At 39.5% G+C, this 22,653-nt stretch carries 22 protein-coding genes and 1 riboswitch; of the genes, 15 read left to right on the forward strand and 7 right to left on the reverse strand.

What is annotated here, in order from left to right; translation table 11 throughout:
• Positions 1 to 102: 102 nt before the first annotated feature.
• From HCB45_RS08555 to HCB45_RS08575, 4 genes are all read left to right on the forward strand, one after another.
• Positions 103 to 669 carry a TetR/AcrR family transcriptional regulator gene (locus HCB45_RS08555; protein ID WP_185319754.1) on the forward strand — a complete coding sequence of 189 codons (567 nt, stop codon included), beginning with the start codon at positions 103 to 105 and terminating at the stop codon, positions 667 to 669.
• A 102-nt stretch (positions 670 to 771) separates the two neighbouring features.
• Positions 772 to 939: riboswitch (M-box (ykoK) riboswitch) on the forward strand.
• Positions 940 to 1,223: 284 nt separating this feature from the next.
• Positions 1,224 to 3,794, forward strand: a complete 2,571-nt coding sequence (gene mgtA / locus HCB45_RS08565) for a magnesium-translocating P-type ATPase (protein WP_185619582.1) — start codon at positions 1,224 to 1,226, stop codon at positions 3,792 to 3,794.
• Entirely contained in the window at positions 3,795 to 4,925 is a 1,131-nt protein-coding gene (locus tag HCB45_RS08570; RefSeq protein ID WP_185619584.1) for an FtsW/RodA/SpoVE family cell cycle protein, read from the forward strand. It begins immediately after the preceding gene.
• Positions 4,922 to 6,043, forward strand: coding sequence for an FtsW/RodA/SpoVE family cell cycle protein (locus tag HCB45_RS08575; protein WP_185619586.1), 1,122 nt, complete (start codon positions 4,922 to 4,924; stop codon positions 6,041 to 6,043). Before HCB45_RS08570 ends, HCB45_RS08575 begins: the two co-directional genes overlap by 4 nt.
• A gap of 21 nt (positions 6,044 to 6,064) precedes the next feature.
• Here the strand turns inward: HCB45_RS08575 and HCB45_RS08580 are convergent, their stop codons facing one another.
• The 3 genes from HCB45_RS08580 to HCB45_RS08590 all read right to left on the reverse strand — a co-directional run bounded on the left by HCB45_RS08580 (position 6,065) and on the right by HCB45_RS08590 (position 8,152).
• A complete protein-coding gene (locus tag HCB45_RS08580) occupies positions 6,065 to 6,367 on the reverse strand; it encodes a PTS sugar transporter subunit IIA (protein ID WP_003722042.1) in 303 nt (100 codons plus the stop codon).
• Positions 6,368 to 6,403: 36 nt separating this feature from the next.
• Positions 6,404 to 7,711 carry a PTS sugar transporter subunit IIC gene (locus tag HCB45_RS08585; protein ID WP_185319758.1) on the reverse strand — a complete coding sequence of 436 codons (1,308 nt, stop codon included), beginning with the start codon at positions 7,709 to 7,711 and terminating at the stop codon, positions 6,404 to 6,406.
• A gap of 135 nt (positions 7,712 to 7,846) precedes the next feature.
• Positions 7,847 to 8,152, reverse strand: a complete 306-nt coding sequence (locus HCB45_RS08590) for a PTS sugar transporter subunit IIB (protein ID WP_003739890.1) — start codon at positions 8,150 to 8,152, stop codon at positions 7,847 to 7,849.
• A 253-nt stretch (positions 8,153 to 8,405) separates the two neighbouring features.
• Here HCB45_RS08590 and HCB45_RS08595 point away from each other — a divergent pair, with 253 nt between their 5' ends.
• Genes HCB45_RS08595 through HCB45_RS08625 form a run of 7 tightly spaced genes read left to right on the forward strand, consistent with a single transcriptional unit; the run spans position 8,406 to position 17,075 of the window.
• A complete protein-coding gene (locus HCB45_RS08595) occupies positions 8,406 to 8,495 on the forward strand; it encodes a potassium-transporting ATPase subunit F (RefSeq protein ID WP_015085182.1) in 90 nt (29 codons plus the stop codon).
• Complete coding sequence (gene kdpA, locus HCB45_RS08600) at positions 8,492 to 10,177, forward strand: potassium-transporting ATPase subunit KdpA (protein WP_185319759.1); 1,686 nt, start codon at positions 8,492 to 8,494, stop codon at positions 10,175 to 10,177. Before HCB45_RS08595 ends, kdpA begins: the two co-directional genes overlap by 4 nt.
• 11 nt (positions 10,178 to 10,188) lie before the next feature.
• Entirely contained in the window at positions 10,189 to 12,234 is a 2,046-nt protein-coding gene (gene kdpB, locus HCB45_RS08605; RefSeq protein ID WP_185319760.1) for a potassium-transporting ATPase subunit KdpB, read from the forward strand.
• Between the two features lie 14 nt (positions 12,235 to 12,248).
• The gene (kdpC, locus tag HCB45_RS08610) at positions 12,249 to 12,821 is read left to right on the forward strand and encodes a K(+)-transporting ATPase subunit C (RefSeq protein ID WP_185319761.1); all 573 of its coding nucleotides are present in this window, start codon (positions 12,249 to 12,251) and stop codon (positions 12,819 to 12,821) included.
• 18 nt (positions 12,822 to 12,839) lie between these two features.
• Entirely contained in the window at positions 12,840 to 15,533 is a 2,694-nt protein-coding gene (locus HCB45_RS08615; protein ID WP_185319762.1) for an ATP-binding protein, read from the forward strand.
• Positions 15,530 to 16,225 (forward strand): response regulator, encoded by a 696-nt coding sequence (locus tag HCB45_RS08620; protein WP_185319763.1) that lies wholly within the window; start codon positions 15,530 to 15,532, stop codon positions 16,223 to 16,225. The genes HCB45_RS08615 and HCB45_RS08620 overlap by 4 nt, the downstream gene beginning before the upstream one ends.
• Positions 16,226 to 16,262: 37 nt before the next feature.
• On the forward strand, positions 16,263 to 17,075 hold the full coding sequence (locus tag HCB45_RS08625) for an alpha/beta fold hydrolase (protein WP_185319764.1): 813 nt from the start codon (positions 16,263 to 16,265) through the stop codon (positions 17,073 to 17,075).
• A 1-nt stretch (position 17,076) separates the two neighbouring features.
• Here the strand turns inward: HCB45_RS08625 and HCB45_RS08630 are convergent, their stop codons facing one another.
• The 4 genes from HCB45_RS08630 to HCB45_RS08645 all read right to left on the reverse strand — a co-directional run bounded on the left by HCB45_RS08630 (position 17,077) and on the right by HCB45_RS08645 (position 19,853).
• Positions 17,077 to 18,333, reverse strand: a complete 1,257-nt coding sequence (locus tag HCB45_RS08630; protein ID WP_185319765.1) for a Y-family DNA polymerase — start codon at positions 18,331 to 18,333, stop codon at positions 17,077 to 17,079.
• A 12-nt stretch (positions 18,334 to 18,345) separates the two neighbouring features.
• Positions 18,346 to 18,687, reverse strand: a complete 342-nt coding sequence (locus tag HCB45_RS08635) for a hypothetical protein (protein WP_185319766.1) — start codon at positions 18,685 to 18,687, stop codon at positions 18,346 to 18,348.
• Positions 18,688 to 18,881: 194 nt separating this feature from the next.
• Complete coding sequence (gene rpiB / locus HCB45_RS08640; protein ID WP_185619589.1) at positions 18,882 to 19,337, reverse strand: ribose 5-phosphate isomerase B; 456 nt, start codon at positions 19,335 to 19,337, stop codon at positions 18,882 to 18,884.
• A gap of 45 nt (positions 19,338 to 19,382) precedes the next feature.
• A complete protein-coding gene (locus HCB45_RS08645; RefSeq protein ID WP_185319768.1) occupies positions 19,383 to 19,853 on the reverse strand; it encodes a universal stress protein in 471 nt (156 codons plus the stop codon).
• 115 nt (positions 19,854 to 19,968) lie between these two features.
• Here HCB45_RS08645 and HCB45_RS08650 point away from each other — a divergent pair, with 115 nt between their 5' ends.
• The 4 genes from HCB45_RS08650 (at position 19,969) to HCB45_RS08665 (ending at position 22,438) form a co-directional block, all read left to right on the forward strand.
• A complete protein-coding gene (locus tag HCB45_RS08650; RefSeq protein ID WP_185619591.1) occupies positions 19,969 to 20,775 on the forward strand; it encodes a helix-turn-helix domain-containing protein in 807 nt (268 codons plus the stop codon).
• 45 nt (positions 20,776 to 20,820) lie between these two features.
• Positions 20,821 to 21,189, forward strand: a complete 369-nt coding sequence (locus HCB45_RS08655) for a VOC family protein (RefSeq protein ID WP_185319770.1) — start codon at positions 20,821 to 20,823, stop codon at positions 21,187 to 21,189.
• Positions 21,186 to 21,548: an MmcQ/YjbR family DNA-binding protein gene (locus HCB45_RS08660; RefSeq protein WP_185619593.1), complete on the forward strand. Its 363-nt coding sequence runs from the start codon at positions 21,186 to 21,188 to the stop codon at positions 21,546 to 21,548. Before HCB45_RS08655 ends, HCB45_RS08660 begins: the two co-directional genes overlap by 4 nt.
• 77 nt (positions 21,549 to 21,625) lie before the next feature.
• On the forward strand, positions 21,626 to 22,438 hold the full coding sequence (locus HCB45_RS08665; protein WP_185619595.1) for a putative ABC transporter permease: 813 nt from the start codon (positions 21,626 to 21,628) through the stop codon (positions 22,436 to 22,438).
• Positions 22,439 to 22,653: the final 215 nt, after the last annotated feature.

Consider the following 22,653-nt stretch of genomic DNA (forward strand, 5'->3'; position numbering starts at 1 on the left):
TTATACCTGTTATCGACAAATTGTAATTAAATTGTCAAAAAGGTCGGTCTTTGTTATACTGAATATAAGCAAGTGCTTACTTAGTTGAACGGGGGTATAATAATGATTACAAATGAATCCATCATGGATGCAACGCTATGTATGATGGCGAAAAATGGCATAAAAGGCTCTACCACAAGACAATTAGCAGAAGCTGCTGGAATAAATGAAGCTACGATATTTAAAAAATTTAAGAATAAAGATAATTTAATTCATATGACGTTAGAAGTGCAATTTGAAAGTATGAAAGCAGAAATCAACCAATTTTTTGATAAAGATTTTGAAAGTGCCAAGGTTTTTTTACGTCAAGCGAGCCAGTTTATTTCAGATATTTATGAAAAATATCGAGATTTTATGGTGATTTCTGTTCGCGAAATGGGCAGTAAAGATATGGAGTTTATTGATCCCTCAATTGTCGAATATCTATACGAGCGGGTTAATCAAAAAGTAAAAGAAATGGTTCCAAGTAAGAACTCGACACAAGAAGCAGATGCCATCTCTTTAATTTTAAATAGTGTTATTTTGCTAATCATGGTGGAAAAAGTGAGAGATGATATTTATAAACGCCCGCCAACGATTACGACAACTGCAGATGCCTTAGCAGATGTTTTGTTAAAATTGTTGAAATAAATAACGAAAAGTTAAATAAAAGTTAAGTATTTTACATTTTGTCTTGCGAGCTTAGATTTTCTATGTTAAACTCGTAGACGATTAGAGCGATAATAAATATGTAGTTTTGCCTGTTAGGTGAGGCTCCTATGCAAACACAGGCCACTGCCCAAAAATGTCCAAAGACGCCAATGGGTAGAACAGGGATTGTCGGATTAAGGCTTTCCATAATGTGGCTAAGAGTAATTCTTTACGTTGTATAGTGCCAAAACTTTAGCGAGGGGAGTCTGTTTTAGTATGCGTATGAATTCAGAAGTCCTTGCCAAGGTTTTGGTAAGGACTTTTTTCATGTTTATTATGAAAATAATTATCTGGGAATTAAAATCCTTTTTTTAGATAATTAAGCTTAGATAAAATTCGAAAGGAGATGAAGGCAATGGACCACCATCAGGGAGAGGAAGTAGAAGAACCGGACTCGTATTATAGTAATCAAGCTGCAAGAGTGACTAACCTTCATCTCTGGCGCACATAAACGTTATTCTCAGCTTGCCTAGAAAGAATTGGAGGCAAGGAAAATGAAAAAAACACACGCAAAAATGCAAGGTAACAATTTGCTCAAAGAATCACAAATGGGCAAAGAAAAAGTTTTAGAAAAGCTAGGTGTAATGGAAACGGGGCTCACAAACGTAGAAGTTACAGAAAGATTAGCGGAATTTGGTCCCAATCAAACTGTGGAAGAAAAGAAAGTATCAAATTTGCGGCTCTTTATTCGGGCGTTTAATGATCCGTTTATCTATATTTTAGCGATGTTAATGGTTGTTTCGTATTTGACGGACGACATGGAAGCGACAATAATTATGGCATTAATGATCTTAGCAAGCGGAATTCTTGGATTTGTTCAAACGAGTAGAGCAGAGCGGGCTAGCTATGCGCTAAAAAATATGGTGAAAAATAGAGTCAATGTTATTCGAAATGGCTCCATGGATCTGGTAATGCAAGACGCAATCGTACCTGGAGATTTAATTGAAATTTCGGCGGGAGATATTATCCCAGCAGATGCGCGAGTTATTTCGGCTACGGATTTATTAATTAATCAATCGGCGCTCACTGGAGAATCGATTCCTGCTGAAAAATTTGTGGAAGACAAAAGTGCCAATCCAGAAATTTTTGAACGGGAAAACCTATTATTTATGGGGACAGATGTGTTAAGTGGGCATGGCCGGGCAGTTGTTTTGCGGACTGGAAGCTCGACGTTCTTTGGTTCGTTGTCCATCGCAGCTACTGAACGCCGCGGCGATACTAGTTTTGATAAAGGTGTTAAATCAATTTCGAAATTACTATTTTATTTTATGATGGTGATGGTACCGATTGTATTTATGATTAACGGGCTTATGAAAGGCAATTGGTTAGAAGCATTTCTATATGCAGTAGCTATTGCTGTTGGCCTTACACCTGAGATGCTACCTATGATTGTCAGCACGAACTTGGCAAAAGGTGCCATCAATATGTCGAAGAAAAAAGTAATCATGAAAGAACTGAGCGCCATTCAAAATATCGGTGCGATGGACATTTTGTGTACGGACAAAACAGGCACGCTCACGGAAGATAAACTAGAACTTGTAAAATACATTGATAGTGCTGGCGAAACCTCAGAACGCGTCTTAAAAATGGCTTATTTAAACAGTTACTTCCAAACTGGTTGGAAAAATGTTTTAGATCATGCAGTTATTGCTAAATTGGATGAGAGTACTGCATCAGGTTGGAAAAAAGTTGGCGAGATTCCATTCAATTTTGATCGACGCCGTTTGAGTGTGGTGGTCGAAAATAGGGCAGAAACAAGGATGATTACAAAAGGCGCGGTGGAAGAAATGCTCACTGTATGCACTCATAAGGAATTTGGTGGCGCTGTTTCGACACTAACTGAATCAGAAAAGAGCGGACTTCAAGACATGTGTGCCGAAATGAATCGCTCAGGAATTCGCGTGATTGCAGTGGCTTATAAAACTGGAAAAGTTGGAAAAGTATTTACTAAGACTGACGAAGAACAAATGATTATTGCGGGATTCCTCGGTTTCCGCGATCCAGTAAAAGCATCGACGAAAGAAGCAATCGCTCATCTTTTCAAAAATCAGATTAACATAAAAGTTTTAACGGGCGATAACGAAATTGTAACAAAGCGGATTTGTCAGGAAGTCGGCATCCCAGCGAATGGGTTTTTACTAGGTGCTGATATAGAGGAACTATCCGATGAAGAACTCACACGTGAATTACGGAAATATCACATTTTTGCTAAATTAACCCCAATGCAAAAATCGCGAATTATTGGTTTGCTTAAAAAAGCGGGGCATACGGTTGGATTTCTTGGTGACGGAATTAATGATGCTCCGGCTCTTAGGAAAGCGGATGTTGGTATTTCTGTTGATACAGCGGCAGACATTACCAAAGACGCAAGCTCAGTAATTTTACTGGAGAAAAGCTTAACGGTTTTAAATGATGCGGTGATGGAAGGTCGGAATGTATTCGGTAATATTCTAAAATACCTTAAAATGACGGCCAGCTCTAACTTCGGTAATGTGTTTAGTGTTTTGGTGGCAAGTGCATTTATTCCCTTTTTACCAATGCTATCTTTACATCTTTTGCTACAAAATCTGCTTTATGATTTCTCTCAATTAACACTTCCTTGGGACAAAATGGATCGCTCATTTTTGAAGAAGCCGCATCAATGGGAACAAAAAGGAATGTTGCGCTTTATTCTATGTATTGGGCCAGTAAGTTCGATTTTTGATATTGCGACGTTTCTAATTATGTGGTTTGTATTTAGTGCAAACACGGTAGCAGAGCAAGCTTTATTCCACAGTGGTTGGTTTGTTGTCGGCTTACTCACTCAAACTTTAGTTGTTCATATGATTCGGACAGAGAAAATACCTTTCATTCAAAGTCGGGCAGCTGCTCCGGTAATGATTGCAACACTAGTCGTGATGGCATTAGGTATTGTGATTCCGTTTACCGGATTTGGTCACAGTATAGGTTTTGTGAGCTTGCCAGGTAGTTACTTCCCATGGTTAATCCTCATTCTTGTTGGATACATGGCTACGATGCAACTAGTAAAAACTATTTATATTCGGAAATTCCGGGAGTGGATTTAAATGCGTGCGGGCCGATTGCTCTTTGTAACGTATTTGCTTCTGGCAGTATGGAGTTTGCTACTTGTTTATAGCACGAGTTATGGGGTTGCAATCATGCGTTACAAAGTAGAACCTAGTTATTTCTTTAATAGACAGCTCCTCTTTTATGGACTTGGTCTTTTGGGCTTGCTTATTTGCTCGCGTATAAATGTGAAATTATTTTATCAGCGGGTGACGTTACGTATTCTTTCTTTGGGTCTTCTAGGTCTATTAGTTTTAGTGCTTGTAACTGGTAATGCGGCTAATAATGCCCAAAGATGGTTATCTATTTTCGGAGTGACATTCCAGCCTACTGAAACTGTCAAATTGCTATTAATACTTGTGATTGCGACTGTTTTCTTAAGGAAAGGTTGCGGGGTGCGAGTACAACATTGGGTGCTAGGCTTCTTGTTTCTTACTATAGCATTAGTCTTCTTACAGCCGGATCTCGGCACGGCTTTAATTTTAGGTGTTATTGGGGTCGCTTTGCTTTTAACAAGCGGAGTGGGCCTCTCGCGCCTTGTGCGAATTGCAATTTGGACTTTCGGTCTCTTATTACTTGTAGCAATGCTGATTTACTTCTTTCACCCAGACTTTTTTAGTTCGGCAAAATTGGGCAGATTTGCTTTTTTGGATCCTTTTAACCTTGAAAACTTAGATGCTTCTTATCAACTTAGAAATGGCTACTATGCGATTGGAAGTGGTGGGGTATTTGGAACTGGTTTAGGAGGTAGCATCCAGAAATTAGGGTATTTGCCGGAGCCGCATACGGATTTTATTATGACGGTGATTGCGGAGGAACTTGGTGTTTTTGGTGTTATTTGGACGATGTTTTTGCTGATGTTGCTCAGTTTTACCGCACTTTATATTGCTGTTTGTAGTCAGTTTATTTTCGATTCGATGGTTTGTATAGGAGTTGCCGCTTGGATTTCGGTGCAGATGTTTTTGAATCTTGGAGGAGTGAGTGGGATTATTCCGCTTACTGGAGTTCCGTTGCCGTTTATTAGTTACGGGGGTAGTTCGGTTGTCATGCTTTCGTGCGCAGTTGGGTTTGTACTAGCAGCAGCGAGACGGAATGCACTAGCTAAAACGAGAGAGGTCGTGTATTTATGAAACGAGATGTACTTTATAACCGAATTATTCTATCGGTATTCTTATTGTCTTTAGTTAGTTGTGTGGCGATATATTTTGCTCAACAGACAAACCAGTACAATACGAATTTTTTAGGAATGCAATTGGTATTTTTGGCAATTGGGACGCTTACTTGTTTTGGAGTTTCTAGGCTCCCGATAGAATTTTTACGCCATCATGCGATTTGGCTGTATGTGATTATGGTCATTACACTACTAGGTATACTCATTCCTAATCCGTTAGTTCAAAATATAAATGGGGCGACGCGTTGGTATCGCTTCGCTGGGCTATCTTTTCAACCTTCTGAAGTAGTAAAATCCATTTTTATCTTTGCATTGGCGCATTTTGCAGTGAAATATCAAGCGCAAAAATGGAAACAATTAGGGATTCTGACGGTGCTTACTGGGATAGTATTACTATTAATTATGAAACAACCAGACCTTGGTACGACGATTGTTTACGGGGTTACGGCGCTAGCGATTATTTTACTGGCAATTAAATCGACGAAGCTGATGGTCGGAATTATTACGTTAATCTTAACAGCTGCAACAATTGGGATGTATGTTGTCGTGTATCACATTAGCTTATTAGAGAAAATTGGGTTTCACGCGTACCAGTTTTCGCGGATTCAGACGTGGCTTGATCCAACGACAGATCCTGACGCAGTGTACCAGCTCAATTTGTCAATGAAAGCTGTTGGTTCGGGGATGATGACTGGTAGTTCAGGAACAAATGCGTATATTCCTGAAAGTCATACAGATATGATTTTTAGTACGATTGGGCATCAGTTTGGGTTTGTTGGTGTCAGTTTGTTGTTAATTTTATTTATGCTTCTTATTCATCAATTAATTATGGCTGCACTATTGATGAAGAATACTTTTTCATCGCTTGTTTTAGCGGGCTTTGCAGTGAGTTTTGCATTTAATATTTTTGAGAATATTGGTATGACTGTTGGACTTATGCCACTCACGGGGATTCCGCTTCCTTTCATTAGTTATGGTGGGAGTGCTGTGCTAGGTAATTTTATTGCAATAGGCGTAGTATTAGCAATTATTCGATCAGATACCGATTTAGTAGAAGAAAAAAACCAGCTGGCATAACGCCAACTGGTTTTTTAAGTTTTATTTATTCTTATAAAGGTCTACAATTTCTTTCGCTAAATCTTTGAAAGTGATTGCGTTCATTAAGTGGTCTTGTGCGTGAACGAGTAGAAGGGAAACTTCTGTTTTTTCGCCACGTGCTTCACCTTGTATAAGTTTTGTTTGAGAATGATGCGCTTCAAGTAGTGCTTGTTCTGCTTGGGCGATTTGTTCGTCTGCTTGAGCGAAATCCCCTTTTTTAGCGGAATCAATGGCTAACATAGCGTCACTTTTAGCATTACCACCGAACACGATCAAGCTCATAATTGTTTGTTCTAAATCCATCTGTAAACACGTCCTTAAAGTTTTGGTTTTTAAAAATTATTCAGCAGTAACGCCTTCAGCAGCAAGTGCTTCTCTTTCACGACGTAGCTCTTGAATTTGAGCGATTTTCGCGAATGGAAGGAAGATTAGAATAGATAATCCTAAGTTTACAGCTGCAAGTACGCCACCAGCGATACTTTGTGTTGCAAGTGCTCCACCGATAATTGGTGGTGTAGTCCAAGGAGTTACGATAGTACAAGCTGGTACCCAACCAATAGCTGTTGCAAAGTAAGCGACAGTTACAAGTACAAGTGGTGCCAAGATGTACGGAATGAACATAATTGGATTCAAGACGATTGGAAGACCAAACATCATTGGTTCGTTAATATTGAAAAGACCTGGCGCTGCAGACAATTTAGAAACTGTCATGTACGCTTTGTGTTTACGAGCTACGATAAAGATAGCAATGATTAAACCGATAGTTGCCCCAGTTCCGCCTAAGTTAACGAAAGAGTCAAAGAAAGGTTTGTTAACAATGTAAGGAAGTTCTTTACCAGCTTCTAATGCTTTTACGTTAGCTTCGATTGCTGGAATATTGATTGTTTGCATGAACGGGTCGATAATGTTCGCACCGTGTAAACCAAAGAACCAAAGGAAAGCAGAAACGAATGCGAGTAATAATGCTGCTGGCAAGGAGTTTGCAAGACCCATGAACGGTTCTTGAACTAATTCATAGAAAGAAATTACTAAGTTACTTACGCCTGCTGCTTGGAAGAATGCAGTGATTAGACCAAAGATAGAAACAGTGATCATTGCAGGGAATAAAGCTGCGAATGAACGTGAAACTGCCGGTGGAACACCATCAGGCATGTTGATAATTAGTTTCGGGCTACCACTTAAACGTGTGAAGATTTCAGTGGAAAGAATTGCAATAATTAAAGCTAAGAAAAGACCAGTTGATCCAAGACCACCAGTATTTGGGACACCATCTGCACCTGGAGCGATTGCACCAATAGTGAAGAAAGTTGCTACAGAAACTACTGCGGAAGAAAGTGGATCTTTATCATAAGATTTAGCTAAGTTATAAGCTACAGTGAAAGCGATAAGTAATGCTAAGATAGCAAAAGTACCGTTCCAAACGTTTCCGCCAAATGCTTGCCAAGTTCCTTCACCAAATAAATTATTCATGAATTTTTGGTAAGCTGGAATTGGGAAGTTGTTAATTAAAACGGCGAAAGACCCTAGAATCATAAGTGGCATAGTTGTAATGAAACCATCACGGATTGCTACTAAATGACGTTGTCCACCAATTTTGGCAGCATAGGGAATGAAATATTTCTCCATAAATGCGATAAAACCATTCATTTTTTATTCTCCTTTTTTGAGGATAAAGTAATAGCACGGATTAAGACGAATACATAATTTCTAAAACATACTGTTATTACTATACCTCTTCAATTTTTTATAATTTTCAGCTAGCTAGCTGTAATTACCCTCTTTTTACTTCATTAAATCTAATGCTTGTTCTAAAACTTTGTCGCCTTTCATCATTCCATAATCAACACTGTTAATAACAGCTAATGGAATACCTTTTGGCTCCAATTTTTTCTTCATGTTGCCTTCTAAGAAACGTACTTGTGGTCCAAGTAATAATACGTCGATTTCGTCTAAATGGTTAGCTGCTTCTGCTTCTGCAACGGCAAAAATTTTCGCTTCAAGGCCTTTTTCTGCAGCGGCTTTTTCCATTTTTGTAACTAGTAAGCTGGTAGACATACCTGCTGAACATACTAACATAATTGTTTTCATGATTATTTCCTCCTCTAGATAATTCTCTTAACACTTATTATATATGCAAGTACCGTGCCAACTTTAAATGTGGCTATAAAAGGGTTTTCATTTTGTTTTTTGCTTACACATTGGCTTTTTTTGTGTGTAAAAATTACACACATTAGGATTTTAACGGAATCTTTATGTAAGCTTCTCTAATCTTAACACTGTCTTTATACGTTTGTTGATAGGATTAGTGGTGGAAAGAGTACGATGAAGGGGTGAACGGAAAATGGGTGTTGTTCTAGTGATTGCTGGAATAATCGGTTTAGGCTTGTTGGTGTATTTATTTTATGTGTTATTTAGAGGTGAGGATTTATGAAGTATATCGTGCTGCAAGATGTGTTTTTTGTTGTATTGTTGTTAGTTTTAGCCGTACCACTTGGAATTTATATGTATAAAGTAATGATTGGGGAAAAAGTGTTTTTGTCCCGAGTGCTTGAGCCGGTTGAACGGTTTGGTTATCGGCTGATGGGTGTGAGTGAGGTTGGAATGTCAGCGAAACGTTATGCTGTGTCGGTACTTGCTTTTAGCGCGGTTGGTTTTGTATTTGTAATGGCAGTGTTAATGATGCAAGGCTTTTTACCACTTAACCCGGAAGGTATGAAAGGTCTTAGCTTTAGTCTTGCATTTAATACAGCAGCGAGTTTTGTGTCGAATACGAACTGGCAAGCTTATTCAGGTGAGGCAACTTTATCTTATTTTTCCCAGTCGATTGGGTTAACAGTACAAAATTTTGTTTCAGCAGCGACAGGGATTGCAGTTTTATTTGCGGTAATACGTGGTTTTATATGGAAGAAACAGAAAACAGTAGGAAATTTTTGGCAAGATTTATTTCGGGTGACATTGTATATTCTGTTGCCACTTTCGCTTATTTTGGCGCTTCTTCTAGTTTCACAAGGGGTGGTGCAATCATTTGCTGATTATTCAGTTGTTGAGACGCTTGAAAATGGAGCGAAACAATTGATTCCACTAGGTCCGGCTGCAAGTCAAATTGCAATTAAGCAGCTTGGAACAAATGGCGGCGGTTTTTTTGGAGCGAATTCTGCGTTTCCTTTTGAAAATCCATCTAGTTTTACTAATTTAATAGAGATGCTTGCAATTTTGCTTATTCCAGTGGCGCTTGTTGTAATGTTTGGGCGCGCGGTGAAGGACAGTAAGCAAGGGCGCGCAATTATGACGGCGATGATGATTGTTTTCGTCGTTGGTGTTGTTGCCATCACTATCTCAGAACAATTTGCAGGTCCAAGTTACCAAGGGGTTGCGGCTTCTGGAAGTTTGGAAGGTAAAGAGGTGCGTTTTGGTGTTGGTGGATCGTCGCTTTTTGCGGCTTCTACGACGGCTGCTTCAAACGGGGCTGTGAATGCGATGCACGATAGCTTGACTCCGCTCGGTGGGCTAGTTCCGATGTTCTTTATGCAGCTTGGTGAAGTTATTTTTGGCGGCGTTGGTAGTGGACTTTATGGAATGATTGGCTTTATTATTTTGACGGTGTTTATTGCGGGACTATTGGTTGGGCGGACGCCAGAATATTTAGGGAAGAAAATTGAACCTTATGATATGAAAATGGTTTGTTTGCTTATTTTAGTTCCTCCACTGTTGACTTTGTTTGGTACGGCGGTTGCGGTAATGATGCCGAGTGTGCAAGCTTCTGTTTCGGCGAGTGGGGCGCACGGTTTTTCTGAGGTACTTTATGCATTTACTTCAATGGGAAATAATAATGGTAGTGCTTTTGCTGGGTTTGCAGCGGATACGACATTTACAAATATGGTCGGCGCAGTAATGATGTTACTTGCTCGTTTTATCCCACTTGTTGCGGCGCTTTACTTGGCTCAAAATATGGCTGGAAAGAGTTCGGTTGCAGCTAGTAGTGGAACATTATCGACGAAAAATGGCATGTTTATTGGTCTTTTAATTGGTGTTGTGGTACTTGTTGGCGCCCTTAGTTTCTTGCCGGCGCTTGCACTCGGACCGATTGCGGACTTCTTTACAACTTTCAAATGAGGTGAATGGAAATGATGGAAAATGGTATTTGGAAAGATGCGCTAATTCAGTCGATGAAAAAATTGTCTCCAAAACTGCAAGTGAAAAATCCGGTAATGTTGCTTGTTTATGTAGGTGCGATTTTGGCAACTAGCCTTTATTTTCTTGGCTTTTTCGGTATTTCGGATGAGAAGTCCGGTTATACGCTAGCGATTGCGCTAATTTTATGGTTTACAGTGTTATTTGCAAATTTTGCAGAGGCGATTGCGGAAGGTCGAGGTCGAGCACAGGCTGATAGTTTAAAAATGGCTCGAAAAGACGTTTTAGCTCGAAAATTAAAGAATGTTGATGATAAAACTGATGTGATTGAAGTAGCTTCGAATGATTTGAAAAAAGGCGATATTGTGTATGTTCTTGCGAATGAACAAATCCCGATGGACGGTGAAGTTATTGAAGGTGCGGCCTCGGTTGATGAAAGTGCGATAACAGGAGAATCCGCGCCGGTAATCCGTGAGTCTGGTGGGGATAGGAGCGCTGTGACGGGCGGAACTACACTTGTTTCTGACTGGTTAGTTGTTCGTGTAACGGCGGTGTCTGGAGAAAGTTTCTTAGATAAAATGATTGCGATGGTGGAAGGCGCTTCACGGAAAAAGACGCCAAATGAGATAGCTTTGCAAATTTTACTTGTGACGCTTTCAATTATTTTTCTGGCTGTTTCAGCAACGCTTTTACCATTTACTGATTTTGCGAGTAAACAGGCAGGTGCTGGTTCGGCGATTTCGATTACGAATGTGATTGCTTTGCTCGTTTGTTTGGCGCCAACTACTATCGGCGCATTGCTTTCATCCATTGGAATTGCTGGAATGAGCCGTTTAAATCAAGCGAATGTTTTAGCAATGAGTGGCCGGGCGATTGAGGCGGCTGGAGATGTGGATGTACTTTTACTTGATAAAACTGGTACGATTACACTAGGAAATCGGAAAGCAAGCGAATTTTTACCAGTGGATGGGGTGACAGAACAAGAGTTAGCGGATGCGGCTCAACTGTCCTCGATTGCAGATGAAACTGCAGAAGGTCGAAGCATTGTTGTATTAGCAAAAGAACGTTTTGATATTCGCGGCCGAGATTTTGCTGAAATGCACGCAGAGTTTATACCTTTTACTGCAACAACACGAATGAGTGGGATTGATTATCAAGAAAATACAATTCGAAAAGGCGCTGCTGATGCAGTTCGAGCGTATGTAACTGCAAATGGCGGCGCGTACCCAGAAGAATGCGATACGATTGTAAGCAAAGTGGCAGGTGCTGGCGGAACACCGCTTGTAGTAGTTCGAAATAATAAAGTGCTGGGCGTTATTTATTTAAAAGATATCGTGAAAAATGGAGTGAAAGAACGTTTCCTTGATTTGCGGAAAATGGGTATTAAAACCATTATGATTACCGGTGATAACCCAATGACCGCAGCAGCAATCGCGGCAGAGGCTGGTGTGGATGATTTTCTAGCTGAAGCAACTCCAGAAGCAAAATTGGAATTAATTCGCGAATATCAACGAGAAGGACATTTGGTTGCAATGACAGGAGACGGGACGAATGACGCACCAGCTCTTGCACAAGCCGATGTAGCTGTTGCGATGAATACAGGGACTCAAGCTGCCAAAGAAGCTGGAAATATGGTTGACCTTGATTCTAGCCCAACTAAATTAATTGATATTGTTCGGATTGGAAAACAACTTTTAATGACTCGCGGAGCTTTGACTACATTTAGTGTTGCCAATGATTTGGCGAAATACTTTGCGATTATCCCTGTACTTTTTTACGGGATTTTCCCACAACTTGAAGCACTTAACTTAATGAATTTAACAAGTCCGACGAGTGCGATTTTATCTGCAATTATTTATAACGCGGTGATTATTATAATTTTAATTCCTTTGTCTTTAAAGGGCGTAAAATACCGTGAAATGCCAGCTGGAAAGTTATTAAGTCGCAATATGTTGATTTATGGTCTCGGTGGTTTAATTGCGCCATTTATTGCTATTAAATTAATTGATATGCTGTTAACTGTTTTAGGAATCGTTTAAGAGGGGGAGAGAACATGAAAAGATTTATGCAAATTTGGAAGCCGGCAGTAGTGGGATTTCTACTTTTAACATTGGTATGTGGCGTAATTTATCCGGGGGTTGTCACAATTATTGCAGGTGCGGCTTTCCAGGACAAAGCAAATGGCAGTATAATAGAAGGAAAGTTAGCAGACGGGGAATCAGGAAAATATGGTTCTACCGAAATTGGCCAAACATTTACTCAGCCTGAATACTTAATCGGGCGAGCTGCGAGTGACGGGGCGGCGACTAATTTAAACCCAACTAGCGAAGAACAAAAACAATTAGTTGAAAAACGAATTGCTTGGTGGCACAAACTAGATCCAGCCAACAACCGCGTTATTCCAATGGATTTGGTGACAGCTTCAGCAAGTGGAGTAGATCCTGACATTTCAGAGGCAGCAGCTGCTTATCAAGTGGACCGGATTTCTAAGGAACGCGGAATTTCTACCAAAGTGGTTAAAGAAATTATTGCTGAACATACAAGTAAGCGATTGTTAGGTTTTTGGGGTGAGCCAACTGTGAATGTGTTACAAGTGAATTTAGCATTAGATAGTTTGAAAATGTAAGTAGTTGGAGGCGAGTATATGGAGACGAATCGTCCAAGTCCGGATGCACTACTGGTGAATTTGCAAGAAGAAACAACAGATTCTTCAGTAGGTAAGTTAAAAATATATTTTGGATTTGCAGCAGGTGTTGGGAAGACTTACGCCATGTTAAGTGATGCCAAGGATCAACTAGCAGCGGGTGTAGATGTAGTAGCGGGTTATATTGAACCTCATGCTAGAGAAGAAACACTTAGAATGTTAGAAGGAATTCCGATTATCCCTCCTAAAGCAATCAATCATAAAAATATCGCGCTTAAAGAATTTGATTTGGACGAAGCGTTGAAACGAAAACCGGAACTTATTTTGGTAGATGAACTCGCACATACGAATGCATCAGGCGTACGCAATAAGAAACGCTTTCAAGATGTGGAAGAATTGCTCCAAGCGGGAATCGATGTATATACGACTGTCAATGTGCAACATATTGAAAGCTTAAATGATATTGTAGAAGGTATCACTAAAGTAGCTGTTCGCGAAACGATTCCTGACTATGTTTTTGATGAGGCGGACCGAGTAAAGTTAATTGATATTGAACCCGATGAACTTCTAAAACGGTTAGAACAGGGCAAAATTTACCAGCCAGCGCGCGCAAAAACAGCCATGCAGAACTTCTTCACTAGAGAAAACTTAAAACTATTGCGTGAAATTGCGATGCGAAAAGCAGCCGACCGAATTAGCCACGAATATGATCAAACAGGTGTTTATCCAGAAAAGCGAGCGAGTAGTAAATGGCTAGTTTGTATTAGCACTTCGCCTTCGTCTGCAAAACTTATTCGTTGGACAGCGCGCACCGCCGAGGCTTTTCGTGCACCATGGACCGCTCTTTATATTGAAAATGAAGAAAATGATTACATGACTAAGGCAGAGAAAAAATGTCTTCGGGAAACAATGGAACTCGCTGAACGACTTGGTGCTGAAATTGTCACACTGGCTGGACATGACATTGCAGAGACAGTAGCCGAATACGCCCGGTTGACAGGAGTTACAAATATCGTCGTTGGAAAATCACGTCGCCGTATGGGGTTAAGGTCTTTATTTGAAGAAGATTTTGAGGATCGACTTATTACGCATCTGGATAATGTTGATATGCATATTATCCCATCAAGCCAACCAAAAACTAAAAAACGCCGAATGAAAATGCGTTTTAAAAACTTCTTGACTTGGCATGATATGGCAAAAATGATTTTACTGCTAACTTTGGCAACAGCGATATGTGTCGCTTTAAGTGAATTTGGTATCGGTGATCAAAATGTTATTATGGTGTATATTTTATCCGTGTTAATTATTTCTCGCGTAACAAGCGGCTATGTTTATGGTGTTATGGGTTCTATCATTGGTGTGATGTTATTTAATTTCTTTTTCACGACACCACTTTATACGTTTAATACAATTCAAGCAGGCTATCCGGTGACGTTCGGAATTATGCTTTTAGTCGCTCTTATTACAAGTGCGCTAACTGTGCGAATTAAAACGCAAGCTAGCCTAGCTGTCGAGCGCGAACGTCGAACCGAAGTGCTTTATGAAATCAACAAAAGGCTATTAGTCACCCGCAATTTAAAAGGAATTATTGATTTAACTAATGAATATATTTTGCATCTATTTAGTCGTTCTGTCATTTTTTATTCTGCGGACCCTGCTAAAAGTAATAAAGGGATTTTCGTACAAGCGGAAGGAAAAGAAGATGCGAGTGCGCTTCTTAGTGCGGATGAAGAAGCTGTCGCGCACTGGGTTTTTAAAAATAAAAAGCGGGCTGGTGCCGGAACTGATACATTGATGGGAGCATTTGGTTATTATATGCCAGTCATGTCGCAAGGGAAAGTGCTTGGGGTTATTGGCGTTTCTTGCTCCTCGGAAGATGGTCCGCTTACACAAGATAATCGGATATTTTTACGAATGATTAGTTCCCAAGTGGCGCTAGCTCTAGAACGGCAATATTTATCAGAAGAACAACGCCAAATCATTATCGAATCAGCCAAAGAAAAAATGAGAAGTAATTTACTTCGGGCAATTTCACATGATTTAAGAACACCGCTAACAGGTATTGTTGGAGCAAGTTCAGCCTTACTTGAAAAAGAAACGGAATTAGATAAAGAAACAGAACACAATTTGATTAAAGGTATTAAAGATGATTCTGGTTGGCTCATTCGGATGGTTGAGAACTTATTATCTGTTACACGAATTAGTGAAGGCTTAGTGAGCTTGGAACGAGCCCCAGAAGCTGTGGAAGAAATTGTTGGTGAGGCTGTTGGTCGAATAAAAAAACGTTTCACAGATCGAACTATCCATGTCAAAGTACCACGTGACCTTCTTATGGTTCCAATGGACGGTACGCTAATTGAGCAAGTCCTTATTAATTTAATGGAAAATGCGCTACGACATGGTGGGCCTGGTGCGGAAGTTTGGGTGAACGTGACGAAAACGAAGGAAAGTGCGATTTTTAGTGTTCGTGATAACGGAAAAGGCATTCCGGAAAATCGCTTGCCAGATTTATTTGATACTTTTGCTGTGGAAGCGAGAGAACGTTCGGATATGTCGCGCGGACTAGGACTTGGTTTATCGATTTGTATGTCGATTATTCGAGCGCATGACGGGACTTTAGAAGCGAAAAACAACGAACATGGCGGGGCGACATTCTGGTTCACTTTGCCACTAGACGGAGGAGATGGAAAATGAACAGCAAACGACTTGTGCTAATTGTGGAAGATGAAGAAGGCATTAGTAATTTTATTTCAGCTGTTTTGACGGCTAGCGATTATGCGGTGATTAAAGCAGTGAACGGTAAAGAAGCGCTAGAACAGACAGCTAGCCATTCACCGGATGTAGTGTTGCTTGACCTTGGTTTGCCAGATGTGGAAGGACTAGATGTGCTCCGGGATATTCGTGTTTGGTCAAAAGTGCCGATTATTGTTGTATCTGCGCGTGATCATGAACGGGAGAAAGTAACTGCACTTGACCTTGGCGCAGATGATTATATTACGAAACCATTCGGCACATCAGAACTACTTGCGCGTATTCGAACAGCGCTACGACACATTCAACCAAGCAGCAAAGAAGCGCCAAATGACCATATTATCCACATTCAAGACCTTTATATCGATGACGACCGCCGACTTGTCAAAATGGGCGATACAGAAATTCACTTTACGCCGATTGAATATAAAATTTTGCTCCTATTAGCTCGCCATGCTGGAAAAGTCCTTACACATGATTTTATTATTCGGGAAATTTGGGGACCTTATCCAAGTGAAAACCAAGCACTGCGGGTAAACATGAGTAATATTAGGCGGAAAATCGAAAAAAATCCTGCTGAGCCAGCCTATATTTTGACGGAAATAGGTGTTGGGTACCGGATGGCAGAAGAATAATATGTTATGATAAAAATAAACGCCAGGAGGAATTAGTATGCATAAAACAATCCGTAGCGTAGACGTTTATTATGAAAAATATGGTGAAGGAATACCAATAATAATGATTCATGGCTTTGCGCCTGATTCGCAGCTGATGATTGGTTGTATGGAACCAGTTTTTGACAAAGAAAGCCCGTTTTCACGCATTTATTTAGATTTACCAGGAATGGGAAAAACCGAGAACTATGATTCTATTCAAAATGCCGACCATGTACTCACTTTGTTGTTAGAATTTATTGAAGCAGTAATCCCTGGCCAGCAGTTTATACTCGCCGGGGAATCTTATGGTGGTTATTTAGCTCGTGGAATAGCAGCAAAAATGCCAGGTAGAGTGCTTGGTCTCTTGCTTATCTGTCCAGTAATCTACCCAGAAAAGGAAAGAAGAACATTACCAGAACAAAAAGTCATGTATGAAGATGAAGCTTTTTTGGAATTGTTATCTGTGGAAGACAGAACTTATTTTTCAAAAAGTGGCGTCATTTTAACAGCGAGAAACTGGAATCGTTTCTTAGCAGAAGTAATGGCTGGAATAATTAATGCGGACTCGGAATTTTTGGACCGATTATCAGCAAACTATGCACTGAGCTTTGACCCAGATGAAAAAGCTTTGTTCGATATACCGGCATTATTCTTATTTGGTCGTCAAGATGATCATGTGGGATACGCAGACGGGCTTACATTGCTCGAAAAATATCCACATGCTTCTTTTGCTATTCTTGATTTTGCAGGGCATAATTTACAAATTGAACAACCAAAAATATTTACAACAATGGTAGAGGATTTCTTGTTCCGCGTAAAACCAGAATAAGTTAACCTTTGTGACCACCAACCATTTCAGAACGTTTTAATCCAGTCGCTCCATTTAGTAAACTGCTCGCATGCATAAGTGATTTAAAACCATAACGAGTGCGAATTTTATCGACAGTTACTTCTAATTGCTCGTGATTTAATGTGCGAGTGGCATCCTCAAATAGATTGAGTTGCAGTCCGGTTTTTAAAGTGAGTTTACCACACGAAATCGCAATGGAGCGCACGGGTTCGCGTTCATCGTAACGTCTGAATAGTTGCAAGAAATAAGGGATAAGCGCATGACTACTACTAGTAGAAGGGATTTTAGCTTGATGGCTGAATCCTTTTTTTATGCTGTATTTGCTGTAGCCGATACTTAAATGAATAACCTCCGTATCCACATGGTTTTGGCGCAAACGCATTGCTACTTCCTCAACCATTTCACGAATAACTATCTCCACTTCAGCCGGAATATGATAGTCTTTTTCCAGAATTTGGCTTTTTCCATAACTTTTACTAACAGGGACATATTTTTCGTTTAAAAGACTGTAATCAATTCCGTGTGCGTGATAGTAAAGCTGTTCGCCAATAACTCCCATTGCGTTTTTTAATACTTGGGGCGGGGTTTGGCTAAGTTGATACATAGTGAAAATCCCCATTTTTTGTAGTCGAGTAGCAGTCCTGTGACCGATTCCGCATACATCATCTAAATGCTTAATCTTCCAAATTGTTTCTGGGACATCTTCATAGCGCCATTCAGCGATTCCATCATCACGGTTTTTAGCCACATTATCAAGAGCGAGCTTGGCAAGAAGTGGATTGTCACCAATGCCAACAGTGACATACAGCCGTAATTCCTCTAAAATATCACGCTGAATTTTATGGACAATTTCTTTTGTACTACCAAATAACAGATGTGATCCAGTGATGTCTAAAAAGCATTCATCAATACTGTAAACATGAATGAATTCTGCAGGAACGTATCGTCTAAAAATAGCTTGAATCATCGCGTTTACTTTTAAATATAGTTTCATACGCGGTGGTGCAATAATAATGCGCTCATCCCAAGTAGGGAGTTCATACATTCTTGACCCTGTTTTAATGCGGTGAATTTCTTTCATTTTTGGTGTTGCAGCTAAAACAAGTCCACCAGCCCGGTCGCCGTTACTCATTACTACTAAATAAGCTTCAAGTGGATTCAGCCGACGTTTGACACACTCAACCGAGGCGAAAAAACGATTTAATATCGATGCACAAAATATCACGGCGTGGTGCACGGCTGTAATCTTCTACTTGTACCATTTGTCGACACTCCTTTCTTCTATGTTTCGAATGGCAGAGAAGGAAAGCGGGACAGTACCTTCAGAGTTTTTAATATAAATGGTGTTATTTTCCACTCCTGAAATACGACCAATAATATCATTTTCAGGAGCGGCTTCTGGATTTAATGGTTTTTTCTGGATAACAAGCGTAGACTGATGTGTCATCGCGCTAGCTAGTACGCTTTCGATAAATTCTGTAGTCATAGCTTCTTTCCATACTAAAGTTGGCTCAGCATTTTGCATCTCTTCTGTATGTTCACTTAATAAAAAACCGCCCCATTTCTTCATGCCGCGATCTTGGTAGCTCATATGATGACACCCCCAATATTTCAAATAATTAGCTATTACTTATATATATTATACGAACAAACGTTCTTGTTAGCAATGCGTAAATGTTCTCATTTGTGATATAGAAACGGGAATAAATTACTATTTGTGAAAGATTAATAAAATGAATATAAAAAAAGACCAAGCCTATAAGTAGACTTGGTCGTTATAATTTTTTAAGCGTGGCTATCTTCATAAGCAGTGATTTGTCCTACACGATTTGCGTGCCGGCCACCTTCATACTCGGTTTCTAACCAAATTTTGACAATATCTTCTGCTAGTCCTGGACCTATGACTCTCGCTCCAAGTGCAAGGACATTTGTATCATTATGTTCGCGAGTTGCATGAGCGCTAAATGTATCACCAACAAGCGCGCAACGAATTCCTTTTACTTTATTAGCCGCAATACTCATACCAATACCTGTACCACAAACTAAAATCCCGCGATCAACTTCATTATTCACGACTTTTTCACTAACCGTAATCGCGAGTCCAGGGTAATCCACTGATTCTGGTGTTTCGGGTCCAAATTCTTCATAACTAATTCCAACGCTTTCAAGATAAGAAATAATACTTTTACGTAATTCAATTCCGCCATGGTCTGAAGCAATGGCAACTTTACTAACTGTCATTTTTTTTCCTCCTGCCGTATAATCAATACCTTCATTATACATGAATTAGAGTTTTTCAACAGTCTTTCTGTTGCGCCAAGGTTTTGCATGGACAATAATAACGTCGCAAGGTGCATGAGCGGCCGTATATTCAGACACACTACCAAGAATAAATTGCTCCGTTACCGAAAGTCCAGTTGCGCCTACTAAAATCAAATCGGGTTCAAAATTTCGAGTTATTTTTTTATTAAAGGTAGTTTTTGGTGTACCAAAGTGAACAAAAGTTTCTACATGCGTGACACCAGCTTTTTCGGCCTCTTTTTTGTACATTTCAACTAATTCTTCTCCGTAGGCTTTGGCTTTTTTTGCATAGGTTTGCTCATAATCAATTAGTGGTGCAATTCGGCGTACATCAGCAACAAAACCAATACCAAGCGTGGCACCATCCATTTTGGCAAATTGAACAGCTCGTCTTAGTGCGGCTTCCGCTTCGTTTGATCCATCAACACCAACAAGAATTCGTTTGTAAGCAGACATTTTGTATCACCCTCTCAAAAGTTTTCCCCTTATTTACTTAATACCCATAAATAAAAGAAAGAAGCATGATTAAAGAGAAAATTTTGTGGTACTATGAGGAAAAGGAGGTTTCTTTATGGCAAAGCTTACAAATTTTTATCCAATTGTAGCTACACCAAAACGTATAGGCTATAAAGAATATCTGCCAAGTGCGAGGCTTACGGGGTATATTCGTTGTTTTTGGGAGGCCGATGATAAGAATTTCCCGGGAAATAATCTAGTAGTACCTGATTTATGCGCGGATATTATTTTTACGATAGATAGGAAAACAGGGTTAGTGACTGATGCTGTATTTGTTGGAGTTAGTAATACGCCGTTTGAATCTGATAATGAAAATAGTAGTGAGTTATTTGCAGTACGTTTCTATGCGTGGTCGTTGTTTTTATTTGTCGAACAAGATTTGGCGGGGAGTATGAACCGAGTAAATGAGCCGGAAGATATGTTTCGCGGAATCACCCGATTTTTTCAGGAAGAATTTTCAGAAACAACGACGAATAGCGAAAGAATCACCTTATTAGAAGAATTTTTATTACGAAAATTATTGACGCTTGGTAAACCCGTTCATGCCGATTTTTTAAATGAATTAGATGGGTTGCTGCGAAATCCAAATCAGCAGAAGCTAGGCGTAATCTCTGAGCGACAGTTAGAACGGCTTTTTCAAAAACATATGGGACTCGCACCAAAACAAACTGGAAAATTGATTCGTTTTCAAAATGTGTTGCAGTCTTTATATAAAAATCCAAGCGTGTTAGGTGCGGAACTGGCTTATCTGCATGGTTTTTCAGATCAAGCGCATATGATTAAACAATTTAAGCGATATAGCAATCACACGCCAGACGAAATAAAACAAATTCTTCTGCAAAATGTCGCAAATATACAATGAAAAAGAAAATTGATTTGTTAAACTATCGATATGGAGGTGCTTTAAATGATTAATGAATTTGTTTGTACGAATATTTCCACGCAAAATCCGGCAGAGCTAGTCTCCTTTTATCACGAAAAACTGGGAATTCCTCTTATCTTTGAAGGATACGATAATTACGATGGCGCAAAACTAGGCTTTTCCGAAAATGCTCCTGGGATTATTGTCTGGAATAGTGGTAAATGGGGCAAAACAAGTGAATCTAAGGTGGAATTTGTATTCTCTTGTGATACTAATTTGGATGACATGTATCAGGAACTTCGCGATTTAGGTGTTGTGACTCCGGAACCACGTGTGGCTGAATGGGGTGGGCGCGAACTTAATTTGTTTGACCCAGATGGTAATAAAATCATGATTTTGGAGCCTGGCGAATGAGTGAATTTGATTGGATACGAGATGAAATCAGCAATCTTCCAGGCGTAACCTATTCCTTTAAAGAAGAATGGGAAGCAGAACGTTACCATGTGATTGACCAATTAATGGCGATGCGAGGGACGAATAAAGAAGGAAAACCTATTTTAACATTGAAGTGTAATGCTGAAAAAAGTGAGAAACTTCGCGCGGAAAACCTTACTGTTGTGCTAGGTTATTATATGAATAAGCGGGTTTGGATTTCAGTCTTACTGGAAGACGAGCAAAATAAAGACTTGATTCGAGCATTAATTCACCATGCTTACTTAGAAGCAAAGAATAAATTACCCAAATATAAACAAGCGGAACTAGGAACTTTTTGACTAATTTAGTTGAAAAGTTCCTAGTTCTGTTATAATAAAGATGATTGTGAAAAAGAAAACAAAAAGGGGATGAAAAGATGGATATTAATATGTTTATCCTATACTTCTTCATTTATTCTGTTCTCGGATGGGCTTGGGAAGAAGTTTTTTGCTCGATTTCAGAGAAGAAGTTAGTGTATCGTGGTTTTCTTTATGGACCATATTGCCCCATTTACGGGTTTGGGGTAACGGCAGTTTTAATGATGATTTTACCATTTCAAAATAACTTATGGGCCTTATTTATTTTTTCGATGATTATATGTACGGTAATTGAATATATTACTGCAACGGTTTTGGAAGCATTATTCCATACAACATGGTGGGATTATCACAACTGGCCGCTAAATGTAAAAGGACGAATTTGCTTGCCGATTTCGATTTTTTGGGGATTTGCTTGTATTATCGTTGTACGTTTCTTGCATCCACTTGTCACTGAATTTGCGGATTGGATTTTAAGCTGGGGTGGCTGGATTATTCCTTCGCTTATCGTGGTTCTGATGCTTATCGACACCATTAAATCTGTCACAAGTATGCTATCATTCCAAAAAGCACTTGCTGAATTTAATGAAAAACTAAACACACAAGCGAACGAGCTAAAAGCAAGTGTAAAAGAACGAGCGAAAGAATTTGAAGAAGGACTTTTGAAAAAACAAGAAAATGTCGATATGAAAATTGCTGAAATCGAAGCAAAACGTAAACAAGACAAAGAACTTGCTGCCAGCATGCGCAAACTTAAATTTAATGAACGACGAATGTTAAAATCATTCCCGAAAATGAAAGTGAAACGCGCAGCACCTTTTAAGAACTTCAACAAAAGTTTGCTTAGAGTGGATAAGCAAAAAAGAAAATAGGTACACTGACTATGGCACGAATGGTATTTTTTATCATTTGTGCCTTTTTTTGCGTGATTTTTTACAAAACGTATAGAAAGAACCGTTTATCTTTTGTATGATTAAGAAGAAACAACGCCCCGCAAAACTCCATTACTTCATTCTCATTTTTGTTTCAAAGCAAATTTTACCTCTCTTCCAGAAGTTTCATAATCACGCTATATAGCAAGCTTTAC

Source organism: Listeria farberi (genome assembly GCF_014229245.1).
GTDB lineage: Bacteria > Bacillota > Bacilli > Lactobacillales > Listeriaceae > Listeria > Listeria farberi.